17 protein-coding genes, 1 tRNA gene and 1 pseudogene are annotated in these 20,741 nt (G+C 49.4%); 15 read left to right on the plus strand and 4 right to left on the minus strand.

Annotated features, from left to right (window positions below; genetic code table 11):
• A pseudogene (locus tag SOI44_RS02970) lies at positions 1-703 on the minus strand (IS30 family transposase); the annotation flags it as partial.
• A 179-nt stretch (positions 704-882) separates the two neighbouring features.
• Here SOI44_RS02970 and SOI44_RS02975 point away from each other — a divergent pair.
• From SOI44_RS02975 to SOI44_RS03000, 6 genes are all read left to right on the plus strand, one after another.
• The gene (locus SOI44_RS02975; RefSeq protein WP_331347754.1) at positions 883-2,691 is read left to right on the plus strand and encodes an ABC transporter ATP-binding protein; all 1,809 of its coding nucleotides are present in this window, start codon (positions 883-885) and stop codon (positions 2,689-2,691) included.
• Positions 2,692-2,694: 3 nt separating this feature from the next.
• Positions 2,695-4,515, plus strand: a complete 1,821-nt coding sequence (locus SOI44_RS02980; RefSeq protein ID WP_331347755.1) for an ABC transporter ATP-binding protein — start codon at positions 2,695-2,697, stop codon at positions 4,513-4,515.
• Between the two features lie 14 nt (positions 4,516-4,529).
• The gene (locus SOI44_RS02985; protein ID WP_331347756.1) at positions 4,530-5,402 is read left to right on the plus strand and encodes a MurR/RpiR family transcriptional regulator; all 873 of its coding nucleotides are present in this window, start codon (positions 4,530-4,532) and stop codon (positions 5,400-5,402) included.
• A 150-nt stretch (positions 5,403-5,552) separates the two neighbouring features.
• Positions 5,553-6,848 (plus strand): PTS sugar transporter subunit IIC, encoded by a 1,296-nt coding sequence (locus tag SOI44_RS02990; protein ID WP_331347757.1) that lies wholly within the window; start codon positions 5,553-5,555, stop codon positions 6,846-6,848.
• Positions 6,848-8,287 carry a glycoside hydrolase family 1 protein gene (locus SOI44_RS02995; protein ID WP_331347758.1) on the plus strand — a complete coding sequence of 480 codons (1,440 nt, stop codon included), beginning with the start codon at positions 6,848-6,850 and terminating at the stop codon, positions 8,285-8,287. Before SOI44_RS02990 ends, SOI44_RS02995 begins: the two co-directional genes overlap by 1 nt.
• Positions 8,288-8,319: 32 nt before the next feature.
• The gene (locus SOI44_RS03000; protein WP_331347759.1) at positions 8,320-9,492 is read left to right on the plus strand and encodes a MupG family TIM beta-alpha barrel fold protein; all 1,173 of its coding nucleotides are present in this window, start codon (positions 8,320-8,322) and stop codon (positions 9,490-9,492) included.
• A 165-nt stretch (positions 9,493-9,657) separates the two neighbouring features.
• Here SOI44_RS03000 and SOI44_RS03005 read toward each other — a convergent pair.
• The 3 genes from SOI44_RS03005 to SOI44_RS03015 all read right to left on the minus strand — a co-directional run bounded on the left by SOI44_RS03005 (position 9,658) and on the right by SOI44_RS03015 (position 11,307).
• Positions 9,658-9,742: transfer RNA gene (locus tag SOI44_RS03005), tRNA-Leu, on the minus strand.
• Between the two features lie 78 nt (positions 9,743-9,820).
• Positions 9,821-10,399 carry an HAD domain-containing protein gene (locus SOI44_RS03010; protein ID WP_331347760.1) on the minus strand — a complete coding sequence of 193 codons (579 nt, stop codon included), beginning with the start codon at positions 10,397-10,399 and terminating at the stop codon, positions 9,821-9,823.
• Positions 10,387-11,307 (minus strand): PfkB family carbohydrate kinase, encoded by a 921-nt coding sequence (locus SOI44_RS03015; RefSeq protein ID WP_331347761.1) that lies wholly within the window; start codon positions 11,305-11,307, stop codon positions 10,387-10,389. The genes SOI44_RS03010 and SOI44_RS03015 overlap by 13 nt, the downstream gene beginning before the upstream one ends.
• A gap of 208 nt (positions 11,308-11,515) precedes the next feature.
• Between SOI44_RS03015 and SOI44_RS03020 the strand changes: the two genes are divergently transcribed.
• The 9 genes from SOI44_RS03020 to SOI44_RS03060 all read left to right on the plus strand — a co-directional run bounded on the left by SOI44_RS03020 (position 11,516) and on the right by SOI44_RS03060 (position 20,700).
• Positions 11,516-12,664, plus strand: coding sequence for an ABC transporter substrate-binding protein (locus tag SOI44_RS03020; RefSeq protein WP_331347762.1), 1,149 nt, complete (start codon positions 11,516-11,518; stop codon positions 12,662-12,664).
• Entirely contained in the window at positions 12,664-13,677 is a 1,014-nt protein-coding gene (locus SOI44_RS03025; RefSeq protein ID WP_331347763.1) for a FecCD family ABC transporter permease, read from the plus strand. The genes SOI44_RS03020 and SOI44_RS03025 overlap by 1 nt, the downstream gene beginning before the upstream one ends.
• Complete coding sequence (locus tag SOI44_RS03030) at positions 13,674-14,459, plus strand: ABC transporter ATP-binding protein (RefSeq protein ID WP_331347764.1); 786 nt, start codon at positions 13,674-13,676, stop codon at positions 14,457-14,459. Before SOI44_RS03025 ends, SOI44_RS03030 begins: the two co-directional genes overlap by 4 nt.
• A gap of 91 nt (positions 14,460-14,550) precedes the next feature.
• Complete coding sequence (locus SOI44_RS03035) at positions 14,551-14,958, plus strand: hypothetical protein (RefSeq protein ID WP_331347765.1); 408 nt, start codon at positions 14,551-14,553, stop codon at positions 14,956-14,958.
• The gene (locus SOI44_RS03040; RefSeq protein WP_331347766.1) at positions 14,945-15,388 is read left to right on the plus strand and encodes a hypothetical protein; all 444 of its coding nucleotides are present in this window, start codon (positions 14,945-14,947) and stop codon (positions 15,386-15,388) included. Before SOI44_RS03035 ends, SOI44_RS03040 begins: the two co-directional genes overlap by 14 nt.
• A 75-nt stretch (positions 15,389-15,463) precedes the next feature.
• Positions 15,464-16,801, plus strand: a complete 1,338-nt coding sequence (locus tag SOI44_RS03045; RefSeq protein WP_331347767.1) for an aminopeptidase C — start codon at positions 15,464-15,466, stop codon at positions 16,799-16,801.
• 77 nt (positions 16,802-16,878) lie between these two features.
• Positions 16,879-18,180 (plus strand): 30S ribosomal protein S12 methylthiotransferase RimO, encoded by a 1,302-nt coding sequence (gene rimO, locus SOI44_RS03050; protein WP_331347768.1) that lies wholly within the window; start codon positions 16,879-16,881, stop codon positions 18,178-18,180.
• Positions 18,181-18,197: 17 nt separating this feature from the next.
• Complete coding sequence (locus SOI44_RS03055; RefSeq protein WP_331347769.1) at positions 18,198-19,100, plus strand: ROK family protein; 903 nt, start codon at positions 18,198-18,200, stop codon at positions 19,098-19,100.
• A 97-nt stretch (positions 19,101-19,197) separates the two neighbouring features.
• On the plus strand, positions 19,198-20,700 hold the full coding sequence (locus SOI44_RS03060; protein ID WP_331347770.1) for a DUF2779 domain-containing protein: 1,503 nt from the start codon (positions 19,198-19,200) through the stop codon (positions 20,698-20,700).
• Positions 20,701-20,741: the final 41 nt, after the last annotated feature.

The following is a 20,741-nucleotide window of genomic DNA, read 5'->3' on the forward strand; positions in this document are numbered from 1 at the left end:
ATCGCCGTCCATCCAGATAGTCATAATCCATTGGTACAGGCTGCGGCTTTGAACTTCCGCGTGGTGAATATCGTACTTGCCTCTTAAGATCAATGTTTGAAATGCCGGAAATATTATGATTGGCAATGTATCGATATGCAGTAGAGGTCGCAATAGGCAGGGAATTAGCCTGAATAATTGCGTCTACTGATTGTTTGCGCTTAATGCCTTCTCTCAGCACCTCAGAGATCTGCTTCATTTCAGCTGATGTTTTTCTTGGCCCGGTTCGCCATTCTCGCTTGGCATTCTCATAATCAGCCTGGGCATGCGCGGCAATGTAGAAATACTTTGGGAGCTTGCACCTCTCAATTTTCTTACAACCTGAACAGACAAATGGAAACCTTTCGGTTCTCGGACAAACTGGCGTCTGAATAAATTCTTCACACAGCTCATTGCAATTATCATGCGTGCAATGTTTACAGAATCCAGATTGACAGTGTGTGCATAAGCGCTGCTGCTCACAAACATTCTGCCGTCCGCATCTGTTCCTTTGATTGGCTCTGATTCTAATAGTACGATGGCTTGTGATTTCCTGCCGGACACACTTTGATGAATGGCCAATAGATAATGCAATCTGCTTCAGTGAAACATCAGAGATATTCAAGAGTGACTCAATAGTCTTTTTGTCTTCAATGCTCAAATGCCGGTAACCACTGGCAGGCATATTAGAAACCTCCTTTCACAAACTAACAAACCAATGCCAGTACTACCTCTAACTACATTATTACTGAAAAAGGGACCTTTGTCTTGGAATAAAGGCAAAAGAGGAACTTTGAAAAACAATTGAGGCAGGCATGAAACTGTACTTTTTGCGCAATGTGAATTCGCGTATATAATATTGACATGTCAAACAACAAGAAATATCCGACAAGAGGCAAGATGCTTGCCTTTTTTGCCGAAGGATCAAAAAAGTGGTTTGTCATAGCGGCTGTTTCAGCTGTTGCCATGCAGGCCGTCTCTTTGATCAATCCGAAAATTATCAGCTTTACCGTTGATGCATTGATCGATGAATCCTCTGTGAAGCTTTCCGGCATCACGGCCGTACTGGTTCAGCGGGCAGGGGGAATATCCTATCTGCGCAGCCATCTCTGGATCATCGGCCTGACAGTGTGCTTTGTGGCTGTTGTCAATGCTTTGATCAGCTATGTATTCCGCATCTCAAATGCAAGAGGCGCTGAGTCACTGGTTCGCCATATGCGCAACAGCCTCTATGAGCACCTGCTGAATCTGCCGTTTTCCTGGTACTCTGAAAACCACACCGGTGATGTCATCCAGCGCTGCACAAGCGATGTGGAAACGGTCAAGGTCTTCCTGTCAGAGCAGCTGACGTCTCTGTTACGGGTGGTCGTCATGATTGCTTTGTCACTGGTTTTCATGGCATCCATCCATCTGAAACTGATGCTTGTCTCGGCTGCCTTTATTCCGATTATCATCGGGTACAGCTATTATTTCCATTCCCGCATCGGCAGTGCCTTTCTCAAGGCAGATGAGGAAGAGGGAAAACTGTCCGACATCGCACAGGAAAATCTGACCGGTGTGCGGGTGGTGCGTGCCTTTGGCAGAGAATCCTATGAACAGCAGCGCTTCCATACCCAGAATGAGAAATATACAAACATGTGGGTCAGAATGATGTGGCTGTTAACCCAGTTCTGGATGACCGGCGATCTGATGTCCGGCCTGCAGGTGCTGCTGGTGATCTGCTTTGGCTGCTATTTCACCGTATCCGGACAGATGACCCCGGGCAATTACATTGCTTTTGTCTCTTACAATGCGATGCTGACAACTCCGGTCAGAATGCTTGGCCGCATTATTGCCAACATGTCCAAGGCAGGTGTCTCCATTGACCGTCTGGCGCAGATTATGAATGCCCAGGAAGAAGTGGATGCACCGGATGATAAAGAAGCGGACATGAGCGGCGATATTGTTTTTGACCATGTGTCCTTTGCCTATGAAAATGCAGAGACGGAAGTGCTCAATGATGTATCTTTGACCATTAAGAAGGGGACAACCGTCGGTATTCTGGGCGGTACTGGCAGCGGCAAATCAACGCTTGTCTGCCTGCTGAACCGTCTGTATGACGTGCCTGAAGGCTGTGGATCCATCACCATTTCCGGCCAGGATATCCGCCATATCAAACGGCATTCCCTGCGGAAAGAGATCGGCATGGTTCTGCAGGAACCTTATCTTTTCTCACGTTCTTTATCTGACAATATCCGCATTGCAAGACCCGCTTCCTCCATGCAGGATGTTATTCTGGCAGCCAGAGAAGCCAGCCTGGATGAGGCCGTACAGCACTTTGACAGAGGCTACGATACCTATGTCGGTGAGCGCGGTATGACCCTTTCCGGCGGTCAGAAACAGCGTACTGCCATTGCCCAGATGCTCATACGGAAACCGCCGCTGATGATCTTTGACGACTCTTTGTCCGCCGTGGATGCAGAAACCGACGCCAAGATCCGCTCTGCGCTTTCCCGCAATACCAAAGGCAGCACCGTCATTCTGGTTGCCCACCGTATTACTACATTGATGCAGGCCGATGACATCATCGTCATGGACCATGGCCGCATCGTGGAAGAGGGCAGCCACCAGCAGCTGCTTGAAAAAAATGGCATCTATAAAAAGATCTATGATCTGCAGATGCAGCAGGAGTAAATCATGGAAGAAAAAAGTGAAAAGAAAACCAAAGTACTGCCATGGTTTGGTCTTGTCCGGCTGTGGCCCTATATCCACCAGTTCAGAAATGAAATCATCATCACGCTGACACTGACCATTCTGGCTACCGTCATTGATGCCGCCTGGCCATTGTTCAACCGCTATGCCCTGAACCATTTCATCGGCGAAAAGACGATGGATACCCTGTGGTATTTTGTGGCTGCCTATGTCGGCTTACTGCTGTTTCAGATTCTGCTGAACTTCATTTCGCTGTATCATACCGGCCGCATTGAAATGCATGTCGACCGTGATCTGCGCAACGATTCCTTTGCACACCTGCAGACACTGTCATTTTCCTTCTTCAACCAGAACAATGTCGGCTATCTGCATGCCCGGGTCATGAGTGATACCGGCAAGATCGGTGAGATGGTTGCCTGGCGGCTGATGGACCTGGCATGGAATGGCAGCTATCTGCTGTTTGTTGTGATTGTCATGTTTACCATCCAGGCAAAGCTGGCACTGCTGGTAGTGATTATGGTGCCGTTTGCCGTGCTTGTCATTGCCTGGTTCCAGAAACATCTGCTGGCTGGCAACCGGAAGATCCGTGAGCTGAATTCCACCATCACCAGTGACTTCAATGAAGGCATTACCGGTGCCCGCTCCATCAAGACACTTGTCATTGAAGATCTGATGAATTCTGATTTTGACAAGGATACGGACAACATGTTCCGCCAGAGCGTGCATACGGCAAGATACAGTTCTGCTCTGATTTCACTGTTAACGATGATGAGCTCGCTTGTGCTGGCAGTGGTGTTGACAGAAGGAGGCAAGCTGACCCAGAGCGGCGTGATGCTGCTGGGAACGCTGTCTGTATTCATGTCGTATGCATTGAATATGGTCGAACCAGTCCAGATCATCATCGAGACGATCTCGGCTTTGATTTCCATTCAGGTTAACATAGAGCGCTTTGTCAATCTGATGGAGACAAAGTCAGATGTGGCAGACAGTCCGGAAGTCATCGCAAAGTATGGTGATACGTTCCATCCGAAGAAGGAAAACTGGGAACCGCTGTATGGCGATGTGGAGTTCAAAGATGTATCGTTCCGCTATCCGGATGGTACGGAGTGGATCCTGCAGCACTTCAACCTGAAGGTGCCCCAAGGCACCAATGTGGCTATTGTTGGTGAAACTGGTGCTGGCAAATCCACCCTGGTCAATCTTGTCTGCCGGTTCTATGAGCCAACCAAAGGACAGGTATTGATTGATGGCAGAGATGCCAGGGAAAGATCCCAGCTCTGGCTCCATGCCAATATCGGCTATGTCTTACAGCAGCCTCATCTTTTCTCTGGTTCCATCCGTGACAATCTGCGCTATGGCAAGCCGGATGCCACTGATGAAGAAATCTGGAAGGCATTAGAAGCAGTGGATGCCGTGGATGTTGTCAAACGAATGGACAAGGGCCTGGATGCCGATGTTGGTGAGGGCGGAGACCTGTTGTCAGTTGGTGAAAAGCAATTGCTTTCTTTTGCCAGAGCACTGCTTTGTGATCCCAGAATTCTTGTTCTGGATGAAGCCACATCTTCCATTGATACGGTTACCGAAAAGAAAATCCAGAATGCGGTCAATAAGATCATCCAGGGCAGAACTTCGTTCATGATTGCCCATCGTCTGTCCACGGTTGTGGATGCGGATGTCATCCTGGCAGTGAAAGATGGCAGGATTGTGGAAAGAGGCACACATAAGCAGCTGATGGCACAGAAGGGCTATTATTATGAGCTGTATACCCGCCAGTTTGCCAACATGGCCGCTGACATGGTTTCATAACAAGGAACATACACATGAGTATTCTGTTTGATCTGCAGAAAAAAGAAAATTTCACAGAGGCAGAAAAGGCCGCTGCCCAGTATATCCTGGACCATCTGGAAGAGATTGCCGATCTCAACATAGGTGAGATTGCGGACCAGTCCCATACTTCCAATGCGACGATCATCCGTCTTTGCAGAAGACTTGGCACCAAGGGATACCGTGATTTCCGAATTTCCATTCTGCGGGAAATTGAAAAAATACCAGATGAGGACTATCAGGGCAATGTGGACTATCCGGTTTATGACCGTACGTCCCTGGCCATTGTCATGAAGAGTCTGGCCGAAGTGCACAAGTATGCCGTAAGTACATGTTATACAGCTGTCTCTGCCGTGGATCTGCAGAACGCTGCCTTCATCCTGGAACGGGCAGAGCATATTTATATCTATGCGACCGGAGAATCAGATCTGGCGGGACAGGTATTTGCCAGAAGGATGATGCGCATCGGCCACCGCTGCATGTGCATCTCTTCTACAACGGAATCTCTTGCCTTCACAGATCAGCTGACAGCTAAGGATGCAGCACTGTTTATCAGCTATTCGGGCAAGGGTATCATCCGGTTCCGCGACGATATGATTCTGATGGAGCAGCGCAAAGTGAGAACCGTGTTATTGACGGGTGTCACGCCGAACCATCCTTTTTCTCAGATTATCCGGTATCCGTATATTGAATCGGATGATGACAATTCTGCGACGTTCTATTCTACCGAAGCAGAGAATTATCTGCTGGATTCCATCTACAGTATGATTTTTGCCATGGAATATGAGAAGGTCAAGAAACACAAGCAGGAAGTGGACCATCTCATGCGGCAGAGAGCGGATCTCTACATTGATAAAATGCAGAAATAGAATCAGTCTGAACCTGAAGTTCAGACTTTTTTCTTTGCATGAGTTGATTCTCTGAACCTGATTTTCAGAATGAAGAAGATTTGTTGTAAGCACTTACACTTCTTTTTATTCTTTCCTTGTCGCAGTTAAGACTGCATTACAGGAGGGAATATGAACAAATTACAAGACTGGCTGCAGGCCCATCTGGGTCCGCTGGCCGAAAAGCTCAATAAGAGCGATGTCATCCGTACCATTACCACCGGTATGATGGGCACGATGCCAATTTCACTTGGCGTGTCCATCCTGGCAATTCTGATTTACCTGCCGATCCCGGCATGGCAGACATTCCTTTCCAATTCCGGTCTTTCCGAAGCAGGATTGGAAGTTCTGACCGTCACATTGAACCTGCTGGCCATCTACATGGTTGTCAGTATTTCCAAGGCCTATGCAGGCATCAAGAAGATTTCCGCAACCAACAGCATTATCCTTGCCCTGGGCACGTTCATGATTCTGTGCCCGCTGAATGTCATCAAGGGTGATTACAGCAACTCCTATACCATTTCCACAACATACCTTGGCTCCAGCGGCATCTTCCTGGCTATGGTCATCGGTATCTTCATCCCGTTCCTTTACAGCCATCTGATGAAGCATGTCGGCATCAAGCTGCCGGATTCCATCCCGCCGATGGTTACCGATTCTCTGTCTCCGACTTTCTGCGCCATGATCCTGTTTGGCGGCGCCTTCCTTGTCCGCTGGATCTTCAGCCTGACACCATTTGGCAACCTGTTTGACTTCGTGAATACCTTCGTTGCCGGTCCGGTTATGAAACTTGGTGCTTCCCCGGCAGGCTTACTGATTGCTTACTGGTTCTCTACACTGCTGTGGTTCTTCGGTATTCATCCGGCTGCTATCCTTGGTGTCTATGGCAGTGCCATCGGCATCGCCGTTGCCGGCAATGCACAGGCCTTCCTGGCCGGCCAGCCGCTGCCTTACCTGCATTTCCAAGCCATCTATAATCTGCTTAGCATGGGCGGCTCCGGTATTCTGATCGGTCTTGCTCTGAGTATGTTAACAGCAAAGTCTGCACGCTATAAGTCTTTGAGCAAGCTCAGCTTTGTACCGGCTCTGTTCAACATCTCGGAGCCGAATATGTTTGGCTTCCCGGTTGTGATGAATCCAACCTTCTTTTTTCCAATGATTCTTTCTGTTCCGGTCTGTGGCGGAATTGCCTGGCTGCTGGCAGTGGCCGGACTTGGCAACAGCCTGAACCCGGTCATTCAGACACCTTGGGCAATGCCGACTGTCATCACCTGCTTCCTGCAGGGCGGCTGGAAGTATGCTCTGATGTGCCTGATCATAACAGGTGTTTCCACACTTCTGTACTATCCTTTCTTCAAGATGGCAGACAATGAAGCTCTCAAGCAGGAACAGGCAGCTACTGCCAAAGAAACTGCGGAGGCAAAGTAATGCCATTCCCTAAGAATTTCCTGTGGGGCGGTGCCACCGCAGCCAATCAGTTTGAAGGCGGCTGGAACGAAGATGGCAAAGGTGAATCCGTACCGGATCATATCACCGGCGGCACCAGAGAAATGCCGCGCCACTTTACCCGGAACATTGAGCCCAACACCTATTATCCCAGCCACATGGCATCTGACTTCTATCACCACTACAAAGAAGACATTGCATTATATGGCGAGCTTGGCATGAAGGTATTCCGGATGTCCATCAACTGGGCACGTATCTATCCAACTGGTGAAGATGAACATCCAAATGAAAAGGGCATTGCCTTCTATCACAGTGTCTTCCAGGAGCTGCATAAGTATCACATTGAGCCGCTTGTCACGATGTCTCATTATGAGCTGCCGTTTGCCTTGAGTGAGAAATACAACGGCTGGACTGACCGCAGGGTGATTGACTGTTTCCTGAAGTATGCAAAGACGATCTTTACAGAATACAAGGATGAAGTGAAGTGCTGGCTGACATTCAATGAGATCAACATCGGTGCTAAATTCTATGGCCGCCTTATGTCGCTTGGCATGCGCGGCAAAGGGGGGCAGATAATGTTTGATCCTCATGAAACCAAAGAAGAGATCAATGACCGCTTCACAGCTTTGCACAACCAGTTTGTAGCAAGTGCCAAGGCAGTTGTGCTTGGCCATTCGATCAATCCGGATTTCAAGATCGGCTGTATGATTGCAGGTATGCAGGTATATCCATATTCCTGCAATCCCGCTGATGCGGCATTGGCACAGGAAGCCATGGAAATGACCAACTGGTTTGCCGGTGATGTGCAGGTACGAGGTGCCTATCCGTTCTATGCGCAGTCCTATTTCAAAAAGCATGATATTCATGTGCGCATGGAAGAAGGAGATGCAGAGATCCTGAAAAAGGGCACCGTTGACTTCTATTCGTTCTCCTACTATCAGTCTGCTGTGGTCTCCACAGAGGCTTTGAAAAAGACCAATGGCAACATGATGCGCGGGGTCAGGAATCCGTATCTCAAGGCATCTGCCTGGGGCTGGGAGATTGATCCGGAAGGTTTAAGAATTTACCTGCATGAAGTCTATGGCAGATATGGCATTCCGGTCATGATCGTAGAAAACGGTCTTGGCACAGCTGATGAAAAGAGCAGCGACGGAAAGATTCATGATGATTACCGCATTGACTATCTCAGACAGCACTTCAAGGCCATGAAGCAGGCCATTGAAGAAGGTGTTGATCTGATGGGCTATACGATGTGGGGCATCACGGATCTTGTCTCGGCAAGCACCGGTGAGATGAAGAAGCGTTATGGTGTGATCTACGTCGACCGTGATGATGAAGGCCATGGTGATTTCCACCGCGAAAAGAAAGACTCCTTTGACTACTACAAACACGTCATTGAAACCAATGGTGAAGACCTGTAAAATGCAGTAAAGCTTATTGCAGGAGGATTTTCATGAAAGGATTTGGTGTTTCTGTTTATCCGGATATGGACAGCATGGACAGGATCCAGAGCTATCTTCATCTGGCATCAACGTATGGCTGTCAGTATGTCTTTTCCAGCATGTTCTCCGTTCAGGGCACAAAGCAGGAAATCATCGACTATTTCAAGGAACTGTGTGACTGTGCCCATGAAAACGGCATCAAAACGGTTCTGGATCTGAATCCGCCGTTTCTGAAGAAGATGGGTGTCAGCTATGATGATGTATCTTTGATGCAGAAGATCGGCTGTGATGTCATGCGCATGGATATTCCCTATGGCAGAGAAAAAGATCTTGTACTTGTGCAGAATCCTTATGGGATTTCCATCATGTTCAATGCCTCCGGAAACATCATCCCGGAACTTGCTTACTTCAAAGAGCACAATGTGCCAGAAGACAGAGTCATGCTCGGTCACAACTTCTACCCTCAGCCCTATACCGGCCTGAAATGGAAGTACTTCCTGCAGAACAATGCAGCGATCAGAAAATACGGCTATCCGCTGCAGTGCTTTATCTCATCGCATGCACCAGATGCACATGGTGTCTGGGATGCCGTCTACGGCTTACCAACCGTGGAAAAGATGCGGAAACTCCCCATTGATCTGCAGGCAAGAGAATGCCTTGCCAGCGGCAATATGGATATGGTCTGGATCGGCAATGCCTTTGCCTCTGAAGAAGAATTCAGATCCCTGCAGGAAGTGATGGCCGCACCAAGGCCCATCAGTGAATCGCCATTGAAAAAGGTACTGGAATCCTATGGCTTCCCGCTGCCTCAGTACAGTGAGGATAAAAAGCTGCGTATCATCATGGACAGCGATGTGACAGCGCAGGAGAGATACCAGGTCTTTGATCTGTATCCCCAGTCAGACATGGGAGACAGCAGTGAATGGATCTGGCGCAGCAGAGCAGGCAGAATGCTGAAACCGGATATCCCGGCCAGAACATATGAAAAGAAGATGTTTGCGCCAGGTGATGTCCTTGTCGTCAATAACAACTATGCCCACTATGCCGGTGAAGTACAGATTGTACGGCTGCCAATTGAAAATGATGGTATCCGCAATCATGTCGGAAAACTGGCAGAAGGGGAAATGGACATGCTGGATTTGATTCAGGATGGTGATGTTGTCACCTTTCTGGAAAAGAAGTAAGTAAAACAGAATACCTTTGTAGAAAGGGGTGGAACCCGCACTGTTCCACCTCTTTTTTTGCGGAGGTGTGAATCTGCGCAAAGATCATGAGTTGGATAAACAGGGGCAGGTATTGAAAAGGCCTGGAATATAACAAAAAAGCTCTTCTTTCGAAGAGCTTTTTCATGGTGCGGATAACAGAATTCGAATCTGCACGAGTCTCCCCACTGACACCTGAAATCAGCGCGTCTACCAGTTCCGCCATATCCGCATTGCTTCGCTATTATACGATAGCCCTGAATCAAAGTCCAGCACTTTTTTCAAATTTCGTGTCAGAAACTTGTAAAACTTACTTCCTTTCCTCAGAAGAAATTCCCTGATCCTTCAGAATCTGCCTGGCTTTTTGATCCATTTCTTCATCATAGCCATGCATGGAATCACAATGCACAAGATATTTGCTCAAATGAGGCATGCTCATATCATCCAGGATCAGAAAACCTTGATAATCCGGTTTTTCCTGCAGATACTGCAGAATCAGTTCTTCTCTTGTTTTGCCAATGACATCTGATGTCATGCCGGTGACTTTGACAGCCGGGTCCATGCCGCCTTTAATCAGATAATCTTTGCAATAGGCAAGACCGGAATAGCGCCATGAGGAAGAAATGATCAGATCAATGTCATAGTCCATACATAATCCAGACAGCCGTTTCAGACAGTCTTCATCAGAGAACTGGAAGGGAACATTCTGTTTGCTCAATTCCACCAGATGTTCATACTGGGGTGAACCAGGTGGATAAAACACATTGATGACACCGTCAAAATCCAGAAAGGCGTAGATTTTTCTCTTTCCATTTTTTCTGTTTCTGGCAGCCGTTCTTTCACACTGGTGCAGGGCATGCATCAGCTTCAGGGTATCTACGCTTTCCATGTCAGTATATGCACCAGACGCTGCTTCTGTTCCTGCCAGTCAAAGTCTTCCATGACACCTTTGTTTTTGACAAAGCGCAGGGTAAGATCACGGGCAAACATCACCGCATTGCGCAGATCCGATCCACTTGCCATGGCAGCTGCCAATGCTGCCGCACATGTATCCAGCTGTTCCTGATTCCAGGCTGCCATTTCATCTTCATCCGGGGTGCGCAGCTGCTGGCTGCCATCTTCCACATACAGGCCTTCTTTTCCTGTATAGACAACAACCGGTGCATTGGTTTTCTTCTGCAGCAGTTTTGCCCCTTTGGCAATATCACTGCCTGTCTTTGCCCAGGAAAGCAGATCCGCTGCCTGTAGAAACACCATCGGCTGCATGCCCCATACCGATGCCAGAATATCCTCATCCATCTTGTCAAGACCCGCGCTGGCATTGAAGAAGACCGGGCATTCCAGCCAGCTCAGTGTCTCCAGCATCATATCCGCATCCGGACCGCTTAAAAGATCATCTGCCAGCACCAGACTGTTGTAATCCTTGCCATCTTCATAGGCCATCCAGTCCTCATCAAAACTGTATTCTGCTCCGGGCACATCCACTTCCGCCGATCTGCCCTGATCATCAATCAGATGATACGTACAGCCCTGAATCTCATCGCTTTCATGCACAAGCGGCAGTTTTTCTTTCTCGGCCATATCTTTGACGGCATCGCCATAGACACCGCTGCCCGCACAGGCCAGCAGTTCATAGGGCAGATGCAGGCCATTCCATACCCGGCCCATATATGTGCCTGTGCCGCCAAGACGCTGACTTAAAGAGACAGGCTCAATATCTTCATTTCCTTTTGGCAGCTGGTGGACATGGCCGGACAGATCACAGGTCACAGCTGCAGCCGCAAGTATTTTCTTCATACACTTCCTCCTTGTTCATTATAGCAGTTTCATCTCGTGACCAAGGTGTGCGGCTTTTCTTTCTCTGGTTTCAACGTATAATAGGACTGCAAGATCTGATGGCAAAGAGAAATCTGCGTCAGAAGAGATGGAATCCAGCAAGCAATGGCTCTTCTGCCTCTTTGGGACGCAGAAGGGCTTTTTTCAGACTTGAGATGGGAGAGTAGAAATGAAACTCATGAAACGAATCTGCAGCATCGTACTGGCAGTCACGATGCTGGCTGGCTGTGGAACAGCCAGTACCGCCAAGAGTACGGCAAGTGCCTCTGCCAGTGCTTCTGCTACGGCAATTCCGGCAGAAGTCACCATTACGGACCACGCTGACCGCACGGTCACGGTGCCGACCGATCCTAAGAAAGTAGCGATTCTGGATATCTATCCGCTGCCTTCTCTGCTGACAGTGTATCTTAACAGTGCGGATTCCATCGTCGCCATGGAGCCGGTATCCATGAATGCTGCCAAGGCAGGCATTCTCAGCCAGCTGTATCCGGATATCCTCAACGTCAATACGGATATCATGAACGGTGATGCTGTCAACATGGAAGCCCTGGCCGCTCTGCAACCGGATGTGGTCTTCTATAACGCCGCCAAGAAAGATGAAGCACAGCAGCTTGAAGATGCCGGCCTGACCGCCGTAGGCATCTCGGCAACCAAGTTCAACTATGATGCGATCAAGACATACCAGGAATGGATGTCTCTGCTGGATCAGATCTATCCGGACTATGCCGGCAAGCGCGGCAGCCAGACAGGCGATTTTGCCAGCCAGGTATACAGTGAGATCCAGGACAAGGTCAAGGATGTCACAGACAAGCAGAAGGTACTGTTCCTGTATCAGTATGACGATACTGCCATGGTTACCTCTTCTTCCAAATTCTTCGGCCAGTGGTGGTGTGATGCTGTTGGTGCCACCAACGTTGCCCAGGATGTACCGGCTGACAATATGAATGCCAAGATCACCATGGAACAGGTCTATGAGTGGAACCCGGATGTCATCATCATCACCAACTTCACTAAGACAACACCGGATGATCTGTACAACAATGCCATTGGTTCCGATGACTGGTCCAGTGTCAAGGCTGTACAGGACAAGCGTGTCTACAAGATGCCGCTTGGTGTTTACCGCACCTATACCCCTGGCATTGATACACCGATGACTCTGGAATGGCTGGCACAGGCTGTCTATCCGGATCTGTTCTCTGATGTGGATGTGGCATCTGATGTCAAGGATTACTACAACAAGCTGTTTGGTGTGACACTGACAGATGATCAGGTTTCTGCCATGTACACACCAAACCGTGACGCCGGCAGCTGGAACTGATGCTTAAACGGGACGGAAGGAAAAACTACCCATGGATCATGGCAGCCGGCATTGTGCTGCTGGTGATCTGTGCCTGCATTGCCCTTGGTATCGGTCAGTACCATGTTCCGCTGCAGGATGTAATTTCCATCCTGCTTGGACAGGGCTCTGATCTTGCCAATGCCGAAAAGGTCATCCTGAACCTGCGCCTGCCCAGAATTCTTTTCAGCATGCTGGCAGGGGCAGGACTGGCTGCCTCTGGTGCTGCCTTCCAGTCCCTGTTTGCCAATCCTTTAGCCACCCCGGATACACTGGGAACAGCATCCGGTGCCAGCTTTGGTGCAGCTCTCGGCATCCTGCTTGGGATAAACAGTGCCGGCATCGAAATGCTGGCCATGCTGGCAGGCATCGGTGCTATTGCGCTGGTCTTCCTTGTCAGCCGCTCCAGAAACAATAACCGCTCCATGATCATGGTGGTTCTGGCCGGACTGGTCATATCCTCACTGTTCAATGCCATGGTATCCTTTGTCAAATACATCGGGGATCCTAACGATGTACTGCCATCGATTACCTTCTGGCTGATGGGCAGCTTCTCCGGTATTACCGTACGTTCGCTCAGACTGCTGTCACCAGTTCTGGCAGCCGGAACAATCCTGCTGTTTCTGATGCGCAACCGGCTCAACACACTGTCTCTGCCCGAAGAGGAGGCCCAAAGTCTGGGCATCAATCTGCCATTGACAAGAGGACTTGTCATTCTGGCCAGTGCCAGTGTGACAGCCGGTATTGTGGCAGGATGCGGACTGATCGGCTGGGTGGGACTTTTGATCCCGCACATGTGCCGGATGCTGTTTGGCAACAACAATGCCCGCATTATTCCCGGCAGTATCCTCTTCGGTGCTCTGTTTATGTTGATCACAGACACTGTGGCCAGAACACTGACCGCCGCGGAAATTCCGGTTTCGATTCTGACAAGCCTGATCGGGGCACCGCTGTTTATCTTCCTGCTGAAAAAGACAGGAGGCATTGCCTCATGAAACTGCTTGTCAAAGATGGCAGCTTTGCCTATGAAAAGGATCATCCGATTCTGCAGGATATCTGTTTTACGGCAGAGTCCGGACAGATTGTATCGATCCTTGGTCCCAATGGTGCCGGCAAGACAACCTTGCTGAAATGTATCCTGGGCTTTCTGAAATGGCAGGGACAGGTGCTGCTGGATGACACACCGGCAGACAGACTGCCTGCAAGACAGTTCTGGCAGACCTTTGCCTACGTGCCCCAGGCCCACAGCCAGGCCTTTCCCTATACGGTAAAAGAAACAGTGCTGCTTGGCCGCAGTGCATATCTAGGCATGTTTGCCTCACCTGGAAAAACCGATGAAGCACAGGCAGAAAAGGCCATGGCCATGGCCGGTGTTACACATCTTGCGGATAAGTCCTGTGGAGCAATCAGCGGCGGTGAACTGCAGCTGGTATTGATCGCCAGGGCACTGGCAGCCAATCCAAAGATTCTGGTTCTGGATGAACCGGAAACAGGACTGGATTTAAGCAACCAGCTTGTCATCATGCAATTGCTGCAGAAGCTTGCCCATGACAAAGGACTGCTGATTGTGTTCAACACCCACTATCCTGATCATGCGTTATCGATCAGTGATAAGACACTGCTGCTGCATAAAGACGGCAGAGCAGTCTATGGATCTTCAAAACAGATCCTGACAAAGGAAAACATGGAAGCTGCCTTCGGCGTAAAGATCGTGATCGCTCATGCTGCAGAAGATGGCAGGGATTATCAGGCCATGATTCCAACCAGTATCAGATGACAAAACACACAGATGGGAAAAAATTCCTGTCTGTGTGTTTTTCTTCAGGGAATCTGCGTCATTTCCGCCTATAGAGAGGCAGGAGGCGAATATGAACAGAAGTGAAATCAATGAAGTATATGTTGCCAACAGAGTGAAGGACTTCAAGCGGCAGGCAGCATCCTATGACATCTGCCGGAAGTGGATGCGGCAGCTTGAAAAGAGCAATCCCTGGCTGTGCGGGGATCAGGTGAAGGACACTGGCTATCAGCATGGCAAAGCACAGGCAGAGATCTGGCGGCAGTATATGTATTTGCGCAGACAGATGGCCAAGGTAGATCAGCTGCTGGACCGTATTGAGGAAAAACATGGCCTGATTGCCCGGCAGATTGTATATCTGCAGTATGTGGAAAAGGAAAAACAGAAGGTGCTGTCAGAAGAATACGGCATCTGCCTGCGGACCATGCAGCGCAGCATTCATACCTGGATGGAGGATGCTTTGGCCTATGAAGCCAAATGAGGCAAACAGACAGTTTCATCAGGCTGTGCAGCGCTATCAGGATGCCGTGCACCGGATGCATAATCTGCAGCAGCAGAGAAAGGAAATTGCCTACCGGGCCAGCGGTGTGCATGCAGTGCGCTATGACAGCCAGAGTACAAAGACATATGATCCACTGCTTTGGATTGAGAAAAGTACGGCCAATCAGCAGAAAATCTCGGAATGCATGCGGCAGGTCGATGCCTTTGAGAGCATGATGTCCATGATGGATGCGTCTTCAGCCTGTCTGCTGTGGCAGGTGCACATTGATCATAAGACTTGGAAACAGGCTGCGGAAAACCTTGGCATGAGCAGGGATGCGGCCTTCCACCGCTGTTACCGCAGCATTGTCCATCTGTTTGAAAAGGGAATTCTGAAGGCAGAAGAGCTGCCAGTTGGCATTGACAGTTAAAAAGAGTAAACTTCTTGGTATCAGCACTGCTGAAAATTAGAGAGGAGATCTGTTTCTGAGTAAGAAACGGGAATCATGTCAATGAAATCAATCAGTGAAAGTGCACTTGCATCAATGCGCAATACGTACACAGAAAATGACAAGGCAAGAGTTGTTCGAAATGCACTTGTCAAGAATGATGTCAGCACCATCAGCCGCCGCTTTGAGGCAGAAAATGCCAATCCCAATATCTTTTCTGTCGATCTGAAGACGATGCCGGTAACCAACCAGCTGCAGTCCGGCCGCTGCTGGATCTTCTCCGCCATGAATGTTCTGCGTGAAAAGATCGGCCATAAGTATGACATCAAGGAATTTGAACTGTCTCAGAACTTCATTGCTTTCTATGACAAGCTGGAAAAAGCCAACTGGTTCATGGACTGCGTGGAAAATGAGCTGGACAGCGATCTCAACAGCCCTGAGCTGCGCTATCTGCTGGACTTTGCCGTGGGTGACGGCGGCCAGTGGAATATGCTTGTTTCCATTGTCAGAAAGTATGGCCTGTGCCCGAAGGATGCCATGAAGGAGACGTATTCTTCTTCCCATACCAGAAATATGAATGGCATTCTGAACCTGCGCCTGCGCAAGTTTGCGGCTGATGCCAGAAAGGCAGCAAATGACGGAAACAGGGAAAAGGTGAGTGCACTGCACGATCAGGCACTTGGAGAAATCTATGGCCTGTTGGCAGACTGCTTCGGCCTGCCGCCAAAGGAGTTTACTTTTGCCTATCGTGACAGCAAGGATGAATATCATGTCAACTACCATGTCACACCGCTGGATTTCTACCATGAATATCTTGGTGAAGATCTGGAAGACTTCATCAGTGTGATCAATGGCCCGACCGCGGATAAGCCGTATCATCATGTCTTTACGGTCAAGTATCTTGGCAATGTCGCCGATGGCAGTCCGGTCAGACTGCTCAATGTCCCGATGGATGAGCTCAAACAGGGCATCATTGATATGCTGGAAGATGGCCAGCCGGTATGGTTTGGCTGTGACTGCGGCAAGGATGGCGACCGTGAAACGGGTCTCTGGGATGACAGACAGTATGACTATGCCAATACCTTTGACATGCACCTGGATATGAGCAAGGCCGAAATGCTGGATTACAGACAGAGTGCCATGAACCATGCCATGGTCATTACCGGTGTCAACCTGGATGAAAACGGCCAGCCGGATAGATGGAAGATTGAAAACTCCTGGGGAGACAAGACTGCCAACAAGGGATACTTCATTGCCAGTGATTCCTGGTTTGACAAGTATGTCTATGTCGCTGCCATTGAAAAGAAATACCTCTCAAAGGAAAATCAGGAAGCTCTGAAGGAAGAACCGAAGGTCCTGGCACCATGGGATCCCTTCGGCACCCTCGCTGATTAACCTAAAAGCCCTGCAAAAGCAGGGTTTTCTTTTTCGCTGTTAACAGATAAAATGTGTTACCGCGAGGATTGATATCTATGAAAATTGGAGTGATTTCACTTGGCTGTGCCAAGAATCTTGTCGATACAGAGAATCTGCTGGGCATGCTGAAGTTTTCCCATCAGGAGATTACCACAAGCTATGAAGAGGCAGATGCTATCATCATCAATACATGCGGCTTTATTGAAAGCGCCAAGACGGAGGCTATTGACACCATTCTGGAAATGGCCGATCTCAAACAGAGACATCTGCAGAAGCTGATTGTCATGGGCTGCCTTGCCAAACGCTATAAACTGCAGCTGGAAAAAGAACTGCCGGAGGTGGACAGAGTCATCTCGATTGATGAATATCCCTCTCTTGGTGCCATTCTGACCAAAACATTAGGTGTTCCGATTGCCAATAACTACGGCCTGGTGCCCCGTGTATTATCGGGCAAACCGTGGATGGCCTATCTGCAGATTGCGGATGGCTGCGACAACCAGTGTGCTTTCTGCGCCATTCCCGGGATCCGCGGCAGACTGCACAGCCGCCCCATGGAAGATATTCTGAAAGAGGCAAAGGATCTTGTTTCCCGCGGTGTAAAAGAAATTACCCTGGTTGCCCAGGACTGTTCCCGCTATGGCTATGACTTTGATCACCAGCTCCATCTGCCAGAGCTTCTGCAGCAGCTGGATGCCATTGAAGGCATCCACTGGATCCGCATGCTGTATCTCTATCCGGATGAAATCCCAGACCATCTGATTGATGTCATGCGCTCCTGCCATCACATCGTGCCGTACTTTGATATTCCTTCCCAGTCCGGCTCAGACCATGTCCTGCATGCCATGCGCCGCAAAACAAGCAGACAGAAGATCCTGTCTTTAACCCATGATCTGCGGGAAGCATTCCCGCATGCAATTCTGCGCACAACCCTGATCTCCGGTTTCCCTGGGGAAACAGAACAGGATCATCAGGAAACACTGGATATGATCCGTCAGGTACGCTTTGACCGCCTTGGTGTCTTTACTTTCTCCCAGGAAGAAAATACACCGGCTGCTTTGATGGTAGATGATGTGCCGCAGGATGAAAAGATCCGCCGCCGTCAGGAAATCCTGGATGTTCAGGAAGAAATCGGCAGGGCACTGCTGGCAGAAAGGATCGGCCGTACGGTGGAAGTGCTGGTGGAAGGCAGGGATCCATTGACCGGAATGTATTTTGGCCGCTCTGAGGAGTTTGCACCGGACAATGTGGATGGCACGATTCGTTTCCGCTCTGAGAAAGAATATGTGCCAGGTTCATTTGTTATGGTAAAATTAACAAGAGTAAGCGGACAGAATCTCATTGGAGAGACTGCTGCATAAAAACGGGAGGAAATATCATGAAAACCTATATCGGTATTGATCTGGGCGGAACCAATGTCAGAGTTGCCAGAGTGGATGAAAACGGCAAGGTTCTTGCACAGGTAAAGGGGCCTTCCTATGGTCAGGAAGGACCAGCCAGAGTCATGGCGAACCTGGAAGAAATGGTTCGTGAGATTCCGGACTGGAATGAAGCAGAAGGTATCGGCATCGGTGTGCCGGGTCCGGTAGATACAAAGGCGGGATCCATGGTTCTTTCAACCAATCTGCCTGGCTTTGCCGGTTATCCATTTGCCTCGGAAATGCAGAAACAGTTCGGTATGCCTGCATTCCTGGACAATGATGCCAACGTTGCCGGCCTTGCCGAAGCACTTGTTGGTGCCGGCAAAGGCTATTCCACCGTATTCTATCTGACCATGTCCACCGGTATCGGCGGTGCCCTGATCGTCAATGGCAAGACCGTTTCCGGCAAGCATGGCTTTGGCGGTGAAGTTGCCAACATCATCATTGACCGTGACCGTGAGAAGGTGAACTACCTCAATGCCGGTGCGGTTGAAAATGAATGCTCCGGTACCGCCATCACCCGAAAGGGCAGAGCCGTGTTTGGCAATGATGCCATTCCGCATGCCGGTGCTGTGTTCGATCTGGCTGCCAATGGCAATGAAAAGGCACAGGAAATTGTCAAGACCATGGAAGAAGACATGGGCCAGTTCTTTGCGACTGTCGGCTGTGTCTGCGACCCGGATATCTATGTTCTGGGCGGCGGCATGATGAAGAGTGCCGACAAGTTCCTGCCGGGCATCATTGAAAACTACAAGAAGTTCTCACATGAAGCACTGCGTGATACACCGTTTGTCATCTCCAAGCTGGATGAGCCGGGCATCATCGGTGCAGCCATGCTGCCAAAATCCGCTGGCTTATAATTCATCATTTATGTTGTTTTGCAGCAGTCCGATCGGGCTGCTGCTTTCCTTTTTGTGGCCTATACATCTCTGTGTTACAATAACCGACGGGATTGTCATGAAGATCTATCATATTTCTGATGTAAAAAAATATGCCCGCTGCCCGCATCTCTTCCTGCGTGATCAGCAGGAAAGAAACCAGGTGGATGCGCAGAAACCGGCATTCATTCCTTTTGTACGCCTGGATATGCAGGTCAGCGATATTGCTGCAAAAAAGCTGGGCATCCAGGAAGAAAATGCATTTATCGGCCAGAAGGGCGATGATCCATCTCTGGCACTTGCAGCCATGAAAGATCATGACTGGCTGATCAAAGCGAGATTTGTCTATGACCGCCTGCGTGTCAAAGCACCCTTTCTGCACCGCAACGGCGATGGCTGGGACCTGTATTTCCTGTATACCGGCCTGTATCCACTGGCCGATGATATGCTGTTTTATACAGCCATGGTGTGGGTGCTGGAACACAATAACATCTCATTGAAACAGATGTATGTCATCCACCTCAATCCGGACTATGTCCGCCATGGTGAACTGGATCCTGACAAACTGTTTATCATCAGTGACAGTTTCTATAATGCCAGCCGCAATCCAACCAAACCGGTAAAGGAACAGGTGTATGCCCATCTGCGGGATCTGACACCACTGCTGGACGGGATGGATGCCTGCAGCTTTGCCACTGCTGGCGCGCCGGTGCATACCTCAAAATGCAATGGCCGCACAAAATGCCGCTTCTATGACATCTGTTTCCCGCATGAAATTGCAGTGGAAGATACATCTATTCTGACTCTGTCTGCTGCCAAGTATAAATATGACATGGAAAAGGAGGGCAGGACCCGGCTGAAAGATGCCGATCCAGAGCGAATCGAAGGCACCCGCATGCAGTATGCCCAGATCCTTGCTGACAAGAATGGCGGCTTGTTTGTAGACAAAGCGGCTTTGTCCACCTGGCTTTCCCGCATCCATTACCCGATTTCCTTTCTGGACTTTGAATGGGAGCGTTTTGCGATCCCGCCTTATGAAGGCATGCGTCCCTATGATGTGCTGCCTTTTGAATATAGCGTACATGTACAGCAGGCAGATGGCTCCATCCACCACAATGTGTTCCTGGGCATCCATGATGACCGCAGGGCCATGGTAGAAGGATTACTGAAGGACATTCCGGAAGAAGGCACCGTGCTTGCCTATAATGCTGATGCAGCAGAGAAAATCCGTCTGCAGGAGCTGGCCCATGATTTCCCCGAATATGGAGAAACACTGCTGGCAATTGCCGACCGTCTGGAAGATCTGCAGCTGCCGTTTGTGACCGGCACCGTTTATGATGTACGTATGGGCGGCCAGTGGTCTTTGAAGAAGATCATGGCCATGATGAACGATAAAAGCTACAATGACCTGGCCATCAGCCAGGGTATGGAAGCAGTGTCTCAATGGCGCCATCTCGACCATGAGGAACACAGTGCAAATGATCAGGATATCATTGACGGCCTGAAGAAATACTGCGGCATGGATTCCTATGCCATGATTGTGGTATACCACTGGCTGAAAAAAATCGTGAAAGAAGCATAGACAATTTCAGAAAATTGATGGCGGCACTGCATGCATACTCT

The sequence above is a fragment of the Lactimicrobium sp. genome (assembly GCF_036453465.1).
Lineage (GTDB): Bacteria > Bacillota_I > Bacilli_A > Erysipelotrichales > Erysipelotrichaceae > Bulleidia.

Coding starts and splice junctions, on each gene's coding strand:
- SOI44_RS02975 (WP_331347754.1), top strand. CDS start 883: ATGTCAAACAACAAGAAATATCCGACAAGAGGCAAGATGCTTGCCTTT.
- SOI44_RS02980 (WP_331347755.1), top strand. CDS start 2,695: ATGGAAGAAAAAAGTGAAAAGAAAACCAAAGTACTGCCATGGTTTGGT.
- SOI44_RS02985 (WP_331347756.1), top strand. CDS start 4,530: ATGAGTATTCTGTTTGATCTGCAGAAAAAAGAAAATTTCACAGAGGCA.
- SOI44_RS02990 (WP_331347757.1), top strand. CDS start 5,553: ATGAACAAATTACAAGACTGGCTGCAGGCCCATCTGGGTCCGCTGGCC.
- SOI44_RS02995 (WP_331347758.1), top strand. CDS start 6,848: ATGCCATTCCCTAAGAATTTCCTGTGGGGCGGTGCCACCGCAGCCAAT.
- SOI44_RS03000 (WP_331347759.1), top strand. CDS start 8,320: ATGAAAGGATTTGGTGTTTCTGTTTATCCGGATATGGACAGCATGGAC.
- SOI44_RS03010 (WP_331347760.1), bottom strand. CDS start 10,399: ATGGAAAGCGTAGATACCCTGAAGCTGATGCATGCCCTGCACCAGTGT.
- SOI44_RS03015 (WP_331347761.1), bottom strand. CDS start 11,307: ATGAAGAAAATACTTGCGGCTGCAGCTGTGACCTGTGATCTGTCCGGC.
- SOI44_RS03020 (WP_331347762.1), top strand. CDS start 11,516: ATGAAACTCATGAAACGAATCTGCAGCATCGTACTGGCAGTCACGATG.
- SOI44_RS03025 (WP_331347763.1), top strand. CDS start 12,664: ATGCTTAAACGGGACGGAAGGAAAAACTACCCATGGATCATGGCAGCC.
- SOI44_RS03030 (WP_331347764.1), top strand. CDS start 13,674: ATGAAACTGCTTGTCAAAGATGGCAGCTTTGCCTATGAAAAGGATCAT.
- SOI44_RS03035 (WP_331347765.1), top strand. CDS start 14,551: ATGAACAGAAGTGAAATCAATGAAGTATATGTTGCCAACAGAGTGAAG.
- SOI44_RS03040 (WP_331347766.1), top strand. CDS start 14,945: ATGAAGCCAAATGAGGCAAACAGACAGTTTCATCAGGCTGTGCAGCGC.
- SOI44_RS03045 (WP_331347767.1), top strand. CDS start 15,464: ATGTCAATGAAATCAATCAGTGAAAGTGCACTTGCATCAATGCGCAAT.
- rimO (WP_331347768.1), top strand. CDS start 16,879: ATGAAAATTGGAGTGATTTCACTTGGCTGTGCCAAGAATCTTGTCGAT.
- SOI44_RS03055 (WP_331347769.1), top strand. CDS start 18,198: ATGAAAACCTATATCGGTATTGATCTGGGCGGAACCAATGTCAGAGTT.
- SOI44_RS03060 (WP_331347770.1), top strand. CDS start 19,198: ATGAAGATCTATCATATTTCTGATGTAAAAAAATATGCCCGCTGCCCG.